Genomic DNA, 13,235 nt, shown 5'->3' with positions numbered 1-13,235 from the left:
GATGACCAGCTTAACTCGCACCATATAATTGTGACTGAGGAGGCGAAGCTGTTAATTCAATGAATCTTATCAAAATCTACAAATCAACAGAAAAATGACCTACAGCTATATTGGATATATAAACAATACGCATATCGGCTAGTTGTGCCCAATAATATGAAAATACTGCTAACAAATATATTCATCACTATTCTGACTTTAAATCTATATTCTCAGGATATTAAGTATCAATTGATTATTAAGGATACTTGTAACAATACTAATGAGGTTCACTACTCATACTGGATTTATCAAGACACAACAGAATTGCAGGAGTTTACTCAACCACAAGTTGATTGGATTAATGGATATTCAATACTTAAGGACACAGGGACATATTATCTATCACAAGGCTACTATTGGGGAATTCCAGACAGAAATCCTTTTCATAAAGTTCAAATACCTGAATTTAGAATCTATATTGACACAATAATTCTTGAGCCTTTACAAGAAGTATTTCATTATAATTATAATCCTGCTTGGACAGAATATTTATGTTGTGGAGAACCATGTAATGGCCTGGAATCTAGTTTTTATGAAAATGGAAACCTTAAAATGAAAGGTGAGTTTATCAATGGGCAACCAATTGGTGATTTGACAAAATATTACTATTCTGGAGAATTAAGAGAGAAAAATACATTTCATAAAAACAGTCGTATCTATAGATACTTTGATTTAAATGGAAATCTTATAAAAAGATATTCAGAAAAGCGCTCAAATAGTTATCCTTATTGGCTAAATGAAAAGATTGAATATTTTGATTCTTCAGGTTTCCCAATTGAGATTGTAGAATATAAAAACGGTGATATAAAACGAAAAATAAAATATAAATCAAAAGGAATAAAACAATATGAGACTAAGAGGAATCAAAGGATTGACTATTTTGATAATGGAAACATTAAAAGTAAATTAAACTGGACTAAAAGTTTGGTTCAATATGAGTATTGTTGGAATAAATTGATTTTTTGGGATAAAGACTGTTGGTGTTGTAATGAATACGACTTTACTTTGAAGTACCATGAATTCGACAAAGAAGGTAATTTGATTTTAAAAGCAAAATTTGATTCTTGGGATAGAGAGAAAAATTACTATCCAGAAACATATTTAGATGCTGACTGGATTAGGTACTTTGAGAAATTTGAAGATAATCAGATTATTGAACAAATTAATGATTCAGATATTGACGACATTGAATAAATTACTGGGCACAACAATGTATAAAAAACATAAGTGGCTCAGTGGTTTACGGAATATTTGCTCATTTAATCAGCTCCGCCAAATCTGCGATTTGACGGTTTGTTTTAAAACTCTAAATTTGTGTCTAATCGCAAATTTGGCTCAGTGCAAATTGATAAGTAAGAGCTTCGAAATCACTTACGTTTCTTATACTAACCGTTAGCCCCCATTCAAAAAAACAAGGCGCAATTTTTATTTACAAAACAGACTATTGGGAGTCGGGTTGGCCAATGATTTCTATTTGGCAAGTTGGCTTGAATATGAAAAAAGTGAACAACAGAGTAGTTCGAAAATTGCTAGGGTATTGGGCTCCCTCACACTGATCACGCCCGCACAGGCCAACGCACAGCCTCCCTCTCTGGCAGATCCCCCCGACTCGGCTTGCCCACTCTTAGCACTCAACTTGGTCATTGTTTCTATTTAGAGCCTCAAAACAAACACCGCAGCGGCCATCCAAGTGGGAACACCGCATCAGGCCGATAGTGTTAAGAATTGGCTTAAACAAGCGTGAAAAACAAAGCTGTTTGATCCCGACATAGAACTTGTAGGGTTTGGGGAACCCAAAGCCACAAGGTTCTATGTCGGGAGAGTTCTTTGTTTTTAGTGCAGTTAAAGCCAATTTAGCGTCATCGGGGTGCAGCGGTAGATTTTTTGTTTACTTTTTTATCATGAAAAAAGGTAAATGCCCGTCTGGCACGAGGACACGAAAAGCACCCGTCCTGAAAAAGGGTTTGAGTAAGTGACAAAAGTAAGTTTGAAATAGATTGGGTCAGGCTACATTTTTAGGAAGGCTACACTGACTTGAAAAATGATTATTTAAACTAAACCAATTTCATTTATAAATAAAATCCATTATTTTTAATCATAATTCTGGTAATACAAATCTAATGAGACTTAAAAAAATGAAATTTAAATTCATCGCTCCACTTATATTAACAATCCTTTTTACGGCTTGCATTTCCATACCAAAAGAAACTGTGGATTTATCACAGGTACTGGGCAAAGATCTAGTTGCACTGCATCAATCTCACCGGAATGTTGTAGAAATGTATTACAGACAAATTAAAAATGACATTAACGAGTTTGTAGATGAAGTTTACTCACCTTTTGTCATTCACTACGTTTTAAAAATTGAATTGCAGAAGTACCAGAAAGGTGAGCCTTCATTATATACCTCCATAGAGAATGCCGGAAAATCAGGCGGTAAGGCTGAAACTGATGAAGCACTGGCGACCATGCTTGAGTTTCAAGAAGCAGCTAATGCACAGATAACAGCCAAGAGAAATGAACTATTAAAACCGATTATCAAACAAGAAAAGGAAGTGATTGGCCACATTAATCAATCATATGAGAATGCTATTCGTGCAAACTCAACCATCACTAATTACCTAATATCTGTTCGTAAAGTAAAAGAAAGCCAACAGGATGCGTTAAACATTGTAGGCTTAGAAGGTGCTGACACTCTTGTAACAAATTCTTTAGTTCAAGTTTCGGAACTGGTAAGCGATGCTGTTGAGAAAGGAAAAGAGATAGATATTAAGAGTGATGACGCTTATAGCAAGTTGGAAGAGATATCGAATCAAATTAAAAAAATAACTAATAAAAACTAAGCCATGCCAGAAAACAGATTTAGTGCCTTATTTGCCGAAGCAGATGCCGCCTTTAATGGAACCTATAAAAGTGAGTTAGATAAGCTAACTGGGCTATCAAAAAGCGAAATTGATGCCATTACACCTGGGACAGAAGATCTGAGAGTTTATTCGGTTCTAATAAAAGTTGTTGAACAAGCTTCTAAAGAAAACCTATCACAAGCAGATCTTATCCAAAACATTAAAGACTTAGGAACAGTTGCTGTAAAAATAGCCAAGAAGATTCCGCAATTTGCTGCTTTACTGTAGAAATACTCATGTTGTGTTTTGACTTACAGACTTGCAAATAAATAATTTAACTATTTGTAAGTTTTAATCGTGAACTAATTTTCAATGCAGTAGCCAATAGGGCACCGAAACTCACCAAAACAAATAATACCATAAAACTGATGGATAGACCAAAGGTTTCGGCAACTATCCCCAAGAGTACAGGGCCAGCCAAGAAACCGACATATCCAGCTCCAGCCATAAAAGCGATACCATTGGCCGAATTCACACCTTCTATATTTGCCGAAATCCGATAAATCTCAGGAACAATAATAGAGAAGCCAGTACCAATGACAAAGAAACCAAAAACCACACTATAAAACTCCTGACTAAGAACAAACACAAAACCAATCAAACCCAGTGCAAACCCTCCGATTATTATTTGTAACGATCCAAAACGACGACTAAAAAAATCACCAACAAATCGTCCAACAGTCATTGATAAAGAAAAGGCAGCATACGCTAAACCAAGCCATTCTTTGTTTACCTTCACCACATCTTGAAGGTATAAACCACTCCAATCAGCAATGGCACCTTCAGTTACCATAACACTAATAGCAATTAAGGCTAAACATATTAGTAGTCCATTCTTTTTAGTTTTGGAAGATGGTTGCACTATTCGTGGTTGCGGTACACTCCTAACTGGCAACACTACCTTCGCAAATACCAATTGAAGTATAACCACTACACTCACTGAAAATACAATATGCCATACAGCACTATCTAAAGCAATTAGCAGCAAAGTACCCAATCCGGATGCGATCAATCCTCCCAAACTAAAAAAACCATGGCAACGCGACATGATAGCTACTTTGAATTTCTTTTCAATGCTTATCACCATGGCATTGACACTAACTTGAAATATGCCACCACTAAAACCATACAAAAAGAAACCTGTACATAATAAATAAAACGTTGGTGCTAAAAACATTGAAAGCATAAAAACCGACTGCATCATCATACTTACTAACGAAACTCTTCCTTCTCCAAACTTACCTATCAATCCTTTACCAATCACTGTACCGAAAAGAGAACCAAAGGCTCCAAAAAATAGAGCAACTCCAAGTTGACCTTCACTCATATTAAGTTTTTCAGTAATATGTGGAATGTAAATCACCCAAGTACCAAACAATATACTCAGCGATAAATACAATTGTGCTGAAGCAAAAAATGCCATTCGCTGCTCACTCACCTTAATCATTATCTTCTTTTAGTTTATTTCGATGCAAAAGTAGCTCACTAAACACAGGTGTTTTTGTCTTAAATTATCGATTATTTGACTTATTTTGCCATAAACAAAAGAAGCTAGTAAAAAAATGGAGCCCATATATGAAAACATACAAGCCAATCATGGCAGTTCATTTTACATCCATAGTAATTCGCCTGGGTGTTGCGAACCTTTTTGGCACATTCATCCTGAATATGAATTAGTATACATTAAATCAGGAAGTGCAGAACGCCATGTAGGAAGTAATGTGGCACGATATAATGATGGTGATTTACTATTAATAGGAAGTAACATCCCCCACTCTAACCTCGGCAATCAAGATAAGGATGACAACTATGAAATCGTTATTCAACTAAGTACTGAGTTTATTAATCAACGTATTCTCCCTTTTCCTGAATTTACAGATATAAGTAAATTAATGGAAAGATCGAGCCACGGAATTTCCTTTGGGCATGGCATTAAAGAACAAGTGGGGCCAGCATTAAAACACATGGTTGAACTCCCCGCTTTTGAAAAACTTATCTGCTTAATGCAAGCTCTTCAAACCTTAGCAAATACAAATGATTATCATTTATTGCATGCCACTAAGGCCGCTATTGAGGTACAGTCAAACGACTACTCAAGGATTAACAGGATTAACACATACGTCTCGGAGCACTACCAAAAGCCAATTCAGATAAAAGAATTGGCAGAATTAACAGGACTTACTGAAACCTCCTTTAGTCGTTTTTTCAAAAAAGTAACGGGCAAAACGTTTATCAATTTCTTAAATGAGTTCAGAATTCAGAAAGCTTGTACCTTGTTAAGCAATAAAAACACGAGTATTAGTGATATCATGATGCTTTCAGGTTTTGTAGAGCCAGCATATTTCACACGAATATTTAAACGCTACACTAATTTTTCACCTCGGGAATATCGAAAAAAAGTTAGAAACTGGTAGTCTTCTTCATTAATAGGCACTCATTTTTAACATCAAAAGAAAGAAACAAGGATGTCCAAAAAGTAAGCTCGCTCATCGAGCGTAGTCGAGATGAAACTTTATTAATGCTGATTATCAACTAATAATCACTTCGACTTCGCTCAGTGAACGGATGCTTTCCGAGTTTTTGGACACCCTCATTGCTACAAACAGCCATTATCTTCATATTATACCAATTGTATTCCAAAATGATTGATAAATCATTTTGCTAATTATCGGGGTCGTTTTGGTTTGTAAACGGTATTATTAGCTACTTTAGTAAAAAGTATATGAAAAGGCCTAAATGATACTTTAGAAACAAATGCCATCAAAAATAAACTTGAAAAACAAATGGAAAACAATTTAAACTTAGCGGTGCTCATTGATGGGGATAATATACCATCGGCTCACGTTAAAGAAATGATGGAAGAAATAGCCAAATATGGTAATCCAACTATAAAAAGAATATACGGCGACTGGACAAAACCCAATTTATCGAAGTGGAAAAACCTATTACTGGAAAATGCCATAACCCCCATTCAACAATACGGATATACAACAGGTAAAAATGCAACTGATTCGGCTATGATAATTGATGCAATGGATATTCTTTACGATGGGAAAGTAAATGGATTCTGTTTGGTGTCGAGTGATAGCGACTTTACAAGATTAGCCACTCGGCTGAGAGAAGCGGGCATGCAAGTAATTGGAATTGGTGAAAAAAAGACCCCAAATCCATTCATTGTAGCTTGCGATAAGTTTGTGTATATCGAGATTTTAAAGAAACAATCGGAGGAGAAAATCGAGAATAAAGACATCGAAGAATCTGGCGTTGATAAAATCACCAATAAAGAAATTAAGCTGATTTACTCCACCATTAATGATTTGTCAGATGAGGAAGGCTGGGCTTTTCTTGGAGATGTGGGAAGTTTATTACAGAAAAAACGACCAAACTTTGACTCAAGAAATTATGGATTTGAGAAACTAACACCATTAATAAAATCAATCGGTAATTTCGAAATTGAACAACGAGAGACACCCAAAAGCAGACACAAATTAATTTTTGTCAAGAATAAAGAAAAGCAACTGACAAAAGCGAAAAAGCATTAGAAAAAGGCTGAAACGTTTAACAAATAAAGCTCTAAACAAATACCTTTAGGAGTATATTCTGAATGCGTGAACGACTGTAAAATTCTTATCTTCATGCGCGTTATGATCCAAACCAAACCTGAATGAAATACTTTATTTTTTTACTTGCTACACTGGCAATTACTCTATCGTCCTGCCTGCACCGAGTTAAGCAAGATGCAAACACAAGAAACGCCTCCTTTGAACTAAGCAACTACCAATACTTGGATGTACAAGATAGTTTAAAAATGGCCTATTTAGATTTGGGTAATCCTGAGGGTGATATTGTTTTATTAATGCATGGAGAGCCTAATTACTCGTATGTTTATCGAAACATCGCCCCTAACTTAATCAAAGAAGGCTATCGCGTAATTATCCCAGACTTGATAGGATTTGGATATTCGAGCAAGCCCAGGGATGAGGAAATAATAAGCTATTCCAATCATACCAAATGGCTAACACAATTCATCGACCAATTACAACTTAATAACATTCGTTTGTTTGCGCACGATTGGGGAGCCATGCTTACATTACGAATTGTGGCTGGGCAGCCTATTCGCTTTCAAAAGGTAGCCATATCTTATGGTTATCTTTTTGAAGGAACTGAAACCATACCCGAAAGTTTCAAAGGATTCATCGCCTACGCTAAAAATGATTCTTCCTTTTCGCCGGGTAACATTATGAATTGGGGATCAAACATAAGTTTGGCCGATTCCATCGTTCAGAAATATAATCAACCCTTCCAGAAAATATCGGACTATAGAGCTGTAAGAAAATTTCCCTCGCTCATACCTCAACAGTCTAGCGATAAGGAAGCCATTATCAATCAAAAACTAAATAAGAAACTGGCCTTGTTCGACAAACCATTTATAACAATTTGGGGTAATCACAAGGATGAAATGTGGATAGGTAAAGACACTTTATTGCAAGAGATGGTAGAGGGAGCTAAAGATCAGACACATTACACGCTTGAGTCGAATCATTTTATACAAGAAGATCAGGCTGAACAACTAAGTGCGATACTCATAGATTTTTTTAATGCCAATTGATACTTAATAAACACCTAACCAAACATGGAAGAAATCAGGCAATTTATTGCAAGCATAACCCCAATGAATGATGATGATTGGCAACTATTCTCTTCCAAGCTGGAAATGGTAAACGTAAAAAAGAAAATAGTTTTACTTAAGGCAGGTGAGATTGAAAACTATCTATCATTCATAACCAAAGGGGCAGCTCGGGTTCACATTCCCTTGGAAGAAAATGATGTTACCTTTGGATTTCTTTTTGAAAATGAATTTGTTTCAGCTTACGATTCCTTTTTGACCCGCCAACCATCTGAATACCAAACTGAAACCATTACAGATACAACGCTTTGGCGGATTTCCTATCAAGACTTACAGGATGTTTACCAAAACACAGACAGCGGTAATGCTATTGGTAGACGGATGAACGAAAATATGTATCTCTTAAAGTCGAAGAGAGAACTTTCATTATTGAGCAAATCTGCCGAAGAACGTTACCTTGATTTATTCACCGAACGTCCTGAATTAATTAAACAGATACCTCTAAAACACATCGCCTCCTACATTGGCGTTACACCTCAAGCCTTAAGTCGCATCCGTCGACGCATTTATTAACCCAGGTTCATTGTTTGCCTTTAAAGTTTATGGGATTTTTGTCAAGTAACAAACAATACTTGCAAACCCTTAAACTTAAAAACGATGAATCTACCCCAAGCACTTATTCTATTCCGACTTCTTTTAGCACCTATCATATTAGCTTTAGCTTATTATATCGGAGCTGATTCAAAACCGATCATTCTGGTTTTGATGTACCTTGGTCTGATATCAGATATTCTGGATGGCATTGTTGCACGTAAACAGAATATCTCATCTGCAAAACTGAGACGAATGGATAGCCAGGTGGATATGGTATTTTGGTTATCCATAGGTATTGCAACATGGCTTTTATACCCTCAACTAATTAGCGATAACATTATACCCATTGGTGTAATACTTGGCATGGAAATTTCGTGTTATATTATCAGTCTGGTTAAATTTAAAAAGGAAACCTGTACCCATGCCTTTCTTTCTAAATTATGGGGCATCACCTTACTTATCGCCTTCACATCTCTAATTGGATTTAACCACGCGGGTCTACCCTTTCAGCTAGCCATCTTATTGGGTTTAATCTCACATATCGATCGAATTTTAATAACACTAATACTACCAAAATGGACACATGACATACCAAGCGCGTATCACGCCTACTTAATTCGAAAAGGTGTAAAGTTTAAACGAAGTGATTTGTTGAATGGGTAAATAGGTTGATAATAGATCTACCTCTCAATGAAGTATAAGTAATACGTGTAATTAATCCTGAAGATCACCTTAATCAACCTTTAAACACATCAGTGGTTTGATAATTTAACAAACTGCACATAAACTACTCCCTTCCATGCTAAAAATCAAGCTAATATTTTTTCCTATAATGCTTTCTTTATCCTTTTTTGAAGTTTCAAGTCAGGATTCTAAAAAAGATAAACTATTAGAAAATGTATCCGTTTTTGATTGTGAGATAGTCACAGAAAATTCAATTATTTTAATTTCTGATTACTTAATTAATGGAGATCTAGATTCTTGCGACATCGTGATAAACAGATGGGAAAATTATTGTGGCGGTTCTGAGGTTCTGTATAGATTAAGAATCTATTTAGCACTAGTTCAACGGCAAGGTATTCAAACCCATGTTAATCTTTTTTTCATCAACGATTATAGTGACAAATACCTAAATAGATTCTATGCATCTCAAAAGAATGATTACGGAAATATATATACGGAAAACAAGGCTTATTTTAGTTATGTACCATTGCGTAGCAAAATTGATTCCATATTAATATCCAATTATACTAATCTTCTAGAAGTTGGATACCTTACGACTGATGAAAAGATTATTTGCTTATTGTTTTCAGGAAATGAAGAAGCGTTTGAAAAAAAGCTAAAGTCTGCAAAGAAAAGAGAGAGTTACCTAAAGCAGCTATCTGCAAATAATGCTCGTGAGTACAAAGACCATACTATGAGCTACAATTTGTATACAGGGTTCTATAAATCCATCGGTAAAGACAACTTCTTCTCTTATAGTCCAATAATTGGATTCACCTTTTCAACGCCTTTGAGGTACAAACTTCAAGTTGAACTTGGAATCAAATTTAGAATAAATCAAGACTCTAAAAACTTTGATTTTAATGCCTTAGGCAAAACTCATAATGTGAGTTCCGATTACAGTGTTTTTTTCGGTGGATTGGTTGGTTATAAAGTAATTGATAAGGACCATTTGAAACTCATACCTAAATTAGGGCTTGGATTAGAATCAGTATCTACTGGCATAACAGAAGATGTGAAAAACTCTGATAAGAAAGAGTATTATGATGTAGATGTACCACACCTCTCACTAGGCATTGCAGCTCTTACTCCGATATTTAAAACAAACTACATTGGCATTGAACTATCTTATCATTATTGCCCATATCATTGGGATAGCAGTTTAATATCAACATTTAACAATAACTTATTTAGTACAGAATTATTAGTTAGATTTTAAATTAAAACGACATACGACATTTTATATAGCAAACAAAAAATATTGGCTCACACATCACACCCGATAATTCCTAGTGACGGTCAGAGCGAATTGTGATTTCTTCTACTTCATGAGTGAATTAATGATGATTTTAAATTGTTTTAGCATGCCCCGTTTATTGACAGCCAGGCGACTCCCTCTCTGCCTTTAACACTCGCATGTCACTAAAATACTCAAGCGTGTTATACTCAAATACTAGTGATCTATTTTTTTTACCATTTTTTTTTACCATTTTTGCCCGTATAATAATTATAAAATCGCGGTGGTAAATCATTTTAATATCATAAAAGGCTATCGTTGTTTGTATGAGTGCTTAATGTTCTACATACAAACCAATTCTTAATTGCAATTTTTCATACTTCTAAAATTGCGTGCTTTCAATCCAGGAAAGCAAACCAAATCAAACTAAACAATTTATCTATCCCTTGAATTAAGGCTTACTGCCAATATTCATTTTGGGGATTTGTATCATAAAGATAATACCACAACAATGACAAAAATACCACAAGGCAAAATAGATCCCAATGGAGCTAACCTTCCCACCGTAAAAGAAATATTAGGCAAAGAAGAATCTAATAAACCAGCCGAAAGAGCCGCCTCAGCCGAAGGCAACTTCTACCAACCACTAGGTAATAAAATTGGCCCAGGAATGAACCCAAGAATTCAGCGTCTACGTAAACTTAGTTTCGATGCCGAACCAAGCATTTCCATTGAGAGAGCACTTCACCAAACTGCATACTACAAAGCTCACAATGGTAAACACTCAATTCCAGTAATGCGAGCCCTTACTTTTTTGGATCATTGCGAGAAAAAAACCATCTATCTGGGCGATGATGAATTAATCGTTGGCGAAAGAGGCCCCATACCCAAAGCAGTTCCTACCTTTCCAGAGTTAACCTGCCATAGTGTTGAAGATTTTCATGTGCTTAACACAAGAGATCAGCAGCGATACACCATCAGCCAGGAAGACATTGACACTTTCGAAAAAGAGGTGATTCCGTATTGGGAAGGCCGCACACAACGTGAACGGATTTTCAACCATGTACCTACCGAGTGGAAACAAGCCTATGAGGCCGGCCTTTTCACCGAGTTTATGGAACAACGCGCTCCGGGTCATACTACCCTCGATGGAAAAATTTACAAAAAGGGTATGCTTGACTTTAAGACAGAAATTAAAGCACACCTCGACTCTTTGGATTACATGAGCGATGCAGATGCCAATAACAAGGCTGAGCAACTTAAAGCCATGGATATCTCGTGTGATGCTGCCATTGTTTTTGCAGAACGCCATGCCGATTTGGCCGAAGAAAAAGCACGTACAGAAAGTGATGAAAAACGCAAAACTGAATTATTAAAGATTGCCGAAACTTGCCGTTGGGTGCCAGCTAATGCACCACGAAACTTCTACGAGGCTGTTCAAATGTATTGGTTTGTGCACCTTGGAACGGTAACCGAATTAAACGGATGGGATGCCATGAACCCAGGCCATTTCGATCAACACCTCACTCCCTTCTACGAAAAAGAAATAGCTGAAGGCACTTTAACTCGTGAAGAAGCTAAGGAGATTATTTGCTGCATGTGGATTAAGGTAAATAACCAAACCGCTCCTCCAAAAGTAGGAATTACGGCTAAGGAGAGTGGTACCTATAACGATTTCACTAACATCAACATTGGAGGCCTTAAGTCGGATGGTTCAGATGGCGTTAGTGATGTATCATACATCATGCTTGAAGTGGTTGAAGAGCTTCACCTTCTTCAACCAGGATCGTCGGTTCACATCAGTCACAAGACCCCGGATAAATTTCTGAACGAAGCATGTAAAGTTATTCGTCAAGGCCATGGTTACCCTTCTGTTTTTAGTCCTGAGACATACATTACAGAGATGCTTGGCATGGGAAAATCCTTGCAAGATGCCCGCGAAGGTGGCTGCAGTGGATGTATCGAAGTAGGCGCATTTGGTAAGGAGGCTTATGTGTTGACAGGTTATTTAAACGTACCAAAAATATTTGAAGTAACGCTTAACAATGGTATCGACCCTGTTACTGGTAAGGTGGCTGGTTGCGAATCCGGCGATCCTCGAAGCTTTAAAACTTACGATGATTTATACAATGCTTTCCATAAGCAGATGAAATACATCATCGATCAAAAAATTAAGGTAAGCAATTACATCGATACAATGTTTGCCAAGTATGCACCAGCTCCTTTCCTGTCTGTTGTTATTGAAGATTGTATCTCTACAGGAAAAGATTATTACAATGGAGGGCCACGTTACAACACCAACTACATTCAATGTACTGGACTGGCAACTGTAACCGATAGTTTATCAACACTTAAACACCATGTATTCGAAAAGGAAACTTTCGATATGGATCGGATACTTACGGCGGTAGCTAAAAACTTTGAAGGTGAAGAATTTTTACGTCAGACCATCTTAAACCGCACACCATTTTTTGGTAACGATGATGATTATGCCGATGACATTGCCCTAAAGGTTTACGATGATTTAATTAATGCCATTGATGGCCGACCAAACGTAAAAGGTGGCGAATACCACTTAAATATGCTATCGACCACATGTCACGTATACTTTGGAAAGGTAATGGGAGCCACGCCTAACGGTCGCTTAGCCGCTAAATCTATTTCTGATGGAACATCGCCATCACATGGCTGCGATATTAACGGTCCTTCCGCAGTAATCCGTTCACTTACCAAGCTTGATCATACGCGCTCTGGTGGTACTCTGTTGAACCAGCGTTTTTTACCAAGTTTGTTAAAACGTGATGAAGACATTGCGAAACTGGGTCAACTCATTCGTAGCTACTTCACGCTAGGCGGACATCACATTCAATTCAACATTGTGGATACTGCAACTTTAAAGGCGGCGCAGGAAACACCAGAAGATTATAAGGATTTATTGGTGCGAATGGCAGGCTACAGCGATTACTTTAACGACATGAATGCCGACCTTCAGCAAGAAGTTATTGATCGTACTGAAAACGAATCGTTTTAAGTTTAGGCTTTAAATAAAGCTGTTCGAAATTTATAATCAAATGCGCTCACTGAGCAAAGCCGAAGTGATCTTTTTTAT

General features: G+C 36.7%; 11 protein-coding genes. 10 read left to right on the top strand and 1 reads right to left on the bottom strand.

Going from position 1 to position 13,235, the window contains the following annotated elements; genetic code table 11:
- Positions 1 to 156 precede the first annotated feature (156 nt).
- From ACRD7B_RS01980 to ACRD7B_RS01970, 3 genes are all read left to right on the top strand, one after another.
- Entirely contained in the window at positions 157 to 1,236 is a 1,080-nt protein-coding gene (locus tag ACRD7B_RS01980) for a toxin-antitoxin system YwqK family antitoxin (protein WP_430822776.1), read from the top strand.
- Between the two features lie 941 nt (positions 1,237 to 2,177).
- On the top strand, positions 2,178 to 2,885 hold the full coding sequence (locus ACRD7B_RS01975; protein WP_430822774.1) for a hypothetical protein: 708 nt from the start codon (positions 2,178 to 2,180) through the stop codon (positions 2,883 to 2,885).
- A 3-nt stretch (positions 2,886 to 2,888) separates the two neighbouring features.
- Complete coding sequence (locus tag ACRD7B_RS01970; RefSeq protein ID WP_430822773.1) at positions 2,889 to 3,173, top strand: hypothetical protein; 285 nt, start codon at positions 2,889 to 2,891, stop codon at positions 3,171 to 3,173.
- A 46-nt stretch (positions 3,174 to 3,219) separates the two neighbouring features.
- On the opposite strand, the gene ACRD7B_RS01965 is transcribed toward ACRD7B_RS01970, so the two are convergent.
- Complete coding sequence (locus ACRD7B_RS01965) at positions 3,220 to 4,392, bottom strand: MFS transporter (RefSeq protein ID WP_430822772.1); 1,173 nt, start codon at positions 4,390 to 4,392, stop codon at positions 3,220 to 3,222.
- Between the two features lie 115 nt (positions 4,393 to 4,507).
- Here ACRD7B_RS01965 and ACRD7B_RS01960 point away from each other — a divergent pair, with 115 nt between their 5' ends.
- The 7 genes from ACRD7B_RS01960 (at position 4,508) to hypD (ending at position 13,157) form a co-directional block, all read left to right on the top strand.
- Positions 4,508 to 5,359: a helix-turn-helix domain-containing protein gene (locus ACRD7B_RS01960; RefSeq protein WP_430822771.1), complete on the top strand. Its 852-nt coding sequence runs from the start codon at positions 4,508 to 4,510 to the stop codon at positions 5,357 to 5,359.
- Between the two features lie 369 nt (positions 5,360 to 5,728).
- Positions 5,729 to 6,487: an NYN domain-containing protein gene (locus ACRD7B_RS01955; protein ID WP_430822770.1), complete on the top strand. Its 759-nt coding sequence runs from the start codon at positions 5,729 to 5,731 to the stop codon at positions 6,485 to 6,487.
- A 122-nt stretch (positions 6,488 to 6,609) separates the two neighbouring features.
- A complete protein-coding gene (locus ACRD7B_RS01950) occupies positions 6,610 to 7,554 on the top strand; it encodes an alpha/beta fold hydrolase (protein ID WP_430822769.1) in 945 nt (314 codons plus the stop codon).
- 24 nt (positions 7,555 to 7,578) lie between these two features.
- Positions 7,579 to 8,145 (top strand): Crp/Fnr family transcriptional regulator, encoded by a 567-nt coding sequence (locus ACRD7B_RS01945; protein ID WP_430822768.1) that lies wholly within the window; start codon positions 7,579 to 7,581, stop codon positions 8,143 to 8,145.
- A gap of 84 nt (positions 8,146 to 8,229) precedes the next feature.
- Positions 8,230 to 8,829, top strand: a complete 600-nt coding sequence (locus ACRD7B_RS01940; protein ID WP_430822767.1) for a CDP-alcohol phosphatidyltransferase family protein — start codon at positions 8,230 to 8,232, stop codon at positions 8,827 to 8,829.
- 136 nt (positions 8,830 to 8,965) lie between these two features.
- Positions 8,966 to 10,108, top strand: coding sequence for a hypothetical protein (locus ACRD7B_RS01935; RefSeq protein WP_430822766.1), 1,143 nt, complete (start codon positions 8,966 to 8,968; stop codon positions 10,106 to 10,108).
- Positions 10,109 to 10,637: 529 nt separating this feature from the next.
- Entirely contained in the window at positions 10,638 to 13,157 is a 2,520-nt protein-coding gene (hypD, locus tag ACRD7B_RS01930; RefSeq protein ID WP_430822765.1) for a trans-4-hydroxy-L-proline dehydratase, read from the top strand.
- Positions 13,158 to 13,235 lie beyond the last annotated feature (78 nt).

This window comes from Carboxylicivirga fragile (genome assembly GCF_050589805.1).
GTDB classification, from domain to species: domain Bacteria; phylum Bacteroidota; class Bacteroidia; order Bacteroidales; family Marinilabiliaceae; genus Carboxylicivirga; species Carboxylicivirga fragile.
The sequence above is the reverse complement of the archived record's forward strand: the minus strand, read 5'-3'. Positions and strand labels throughout refer to the sequence as shown.

Bases quoted from the DNA above. Each gene is read 5' to 3' on its own strand.
- ACRD7B_RS01980 (WP_430822776.1), top strand. From the start codon at position 157: ATGAAAATACTGCTAACAAATATATTCATCACTATTCTGACTTTAAAT.
- ACRD7B_RS01975 (WP_430822774.1), top strand. From the start codon at position 2,178: ATGAAATTTAAATTCATCGCTCCACTTATATTAACAATCCTTTTTACG.
- ACRD7B_RS01970 (WP_430822773.1), top strand. From the start codon at position 2,889: ATGCCAGAAAACAGATTTAGTGCCTTATTTGCCGAAGCAGATGCCGCC.
- ACRD7B_RS01965 (WP_430822772.1), bottom strand. From the start codon at position 4,392: ATGATTAAGGTGAGTGAGCAGCGAATGGCATTTTTTGCTTCAGCACAA.
- ACRD7B_RS01960 (WP_430822771.1), top strand. From the start codon at position 4,508: ATGGAGCCCATATATGAAAACATACAAGCCAATCATGGCAGTTCATTT.
- ACRD7B_RS01955 (WP_430822770.1), top strand. From the start codon at position 5,729: ATGGAAAACAATTTAAACTTAGCGGTGCTCATTGATGGGGATAATATA.
- ACRD7B_RS01950 (WP_430822769.1), top strand. From the start codon at position 6,610: ATGAAATACTTTATTTTTTTACTTGCTACACTGGCAATTACTCTATCG.
- ACRD7B_RS01945 (WP_430822768.1), top strand. From the start codon at position 7,579: ATGGAAGAAATCAGGCAATTTATTGCAAGCATAACCCCAATGAATGAT.
- ACRD7B_RS01940 (WP_430822767.1), top strand. From the start codon at position 8,230: ATGAATCTACCCCAAGCACTTATTCTATTCCGACTTCTTTTAGCACCT.
- ACRD7B_RS01935 (WP_430822766.1), top strand. From the start codon at position 8,966: ATGCTAAAAATCAAGCTAATATTTTTTCCTATAATGCTTTCTTTATCC.
- hypD (WP_430822765.1), top strand. From the start codon at position 10,638: ATGACAAAAATACCACAAGGCAAAATAGATCCCAATGGAGCTAACCTT.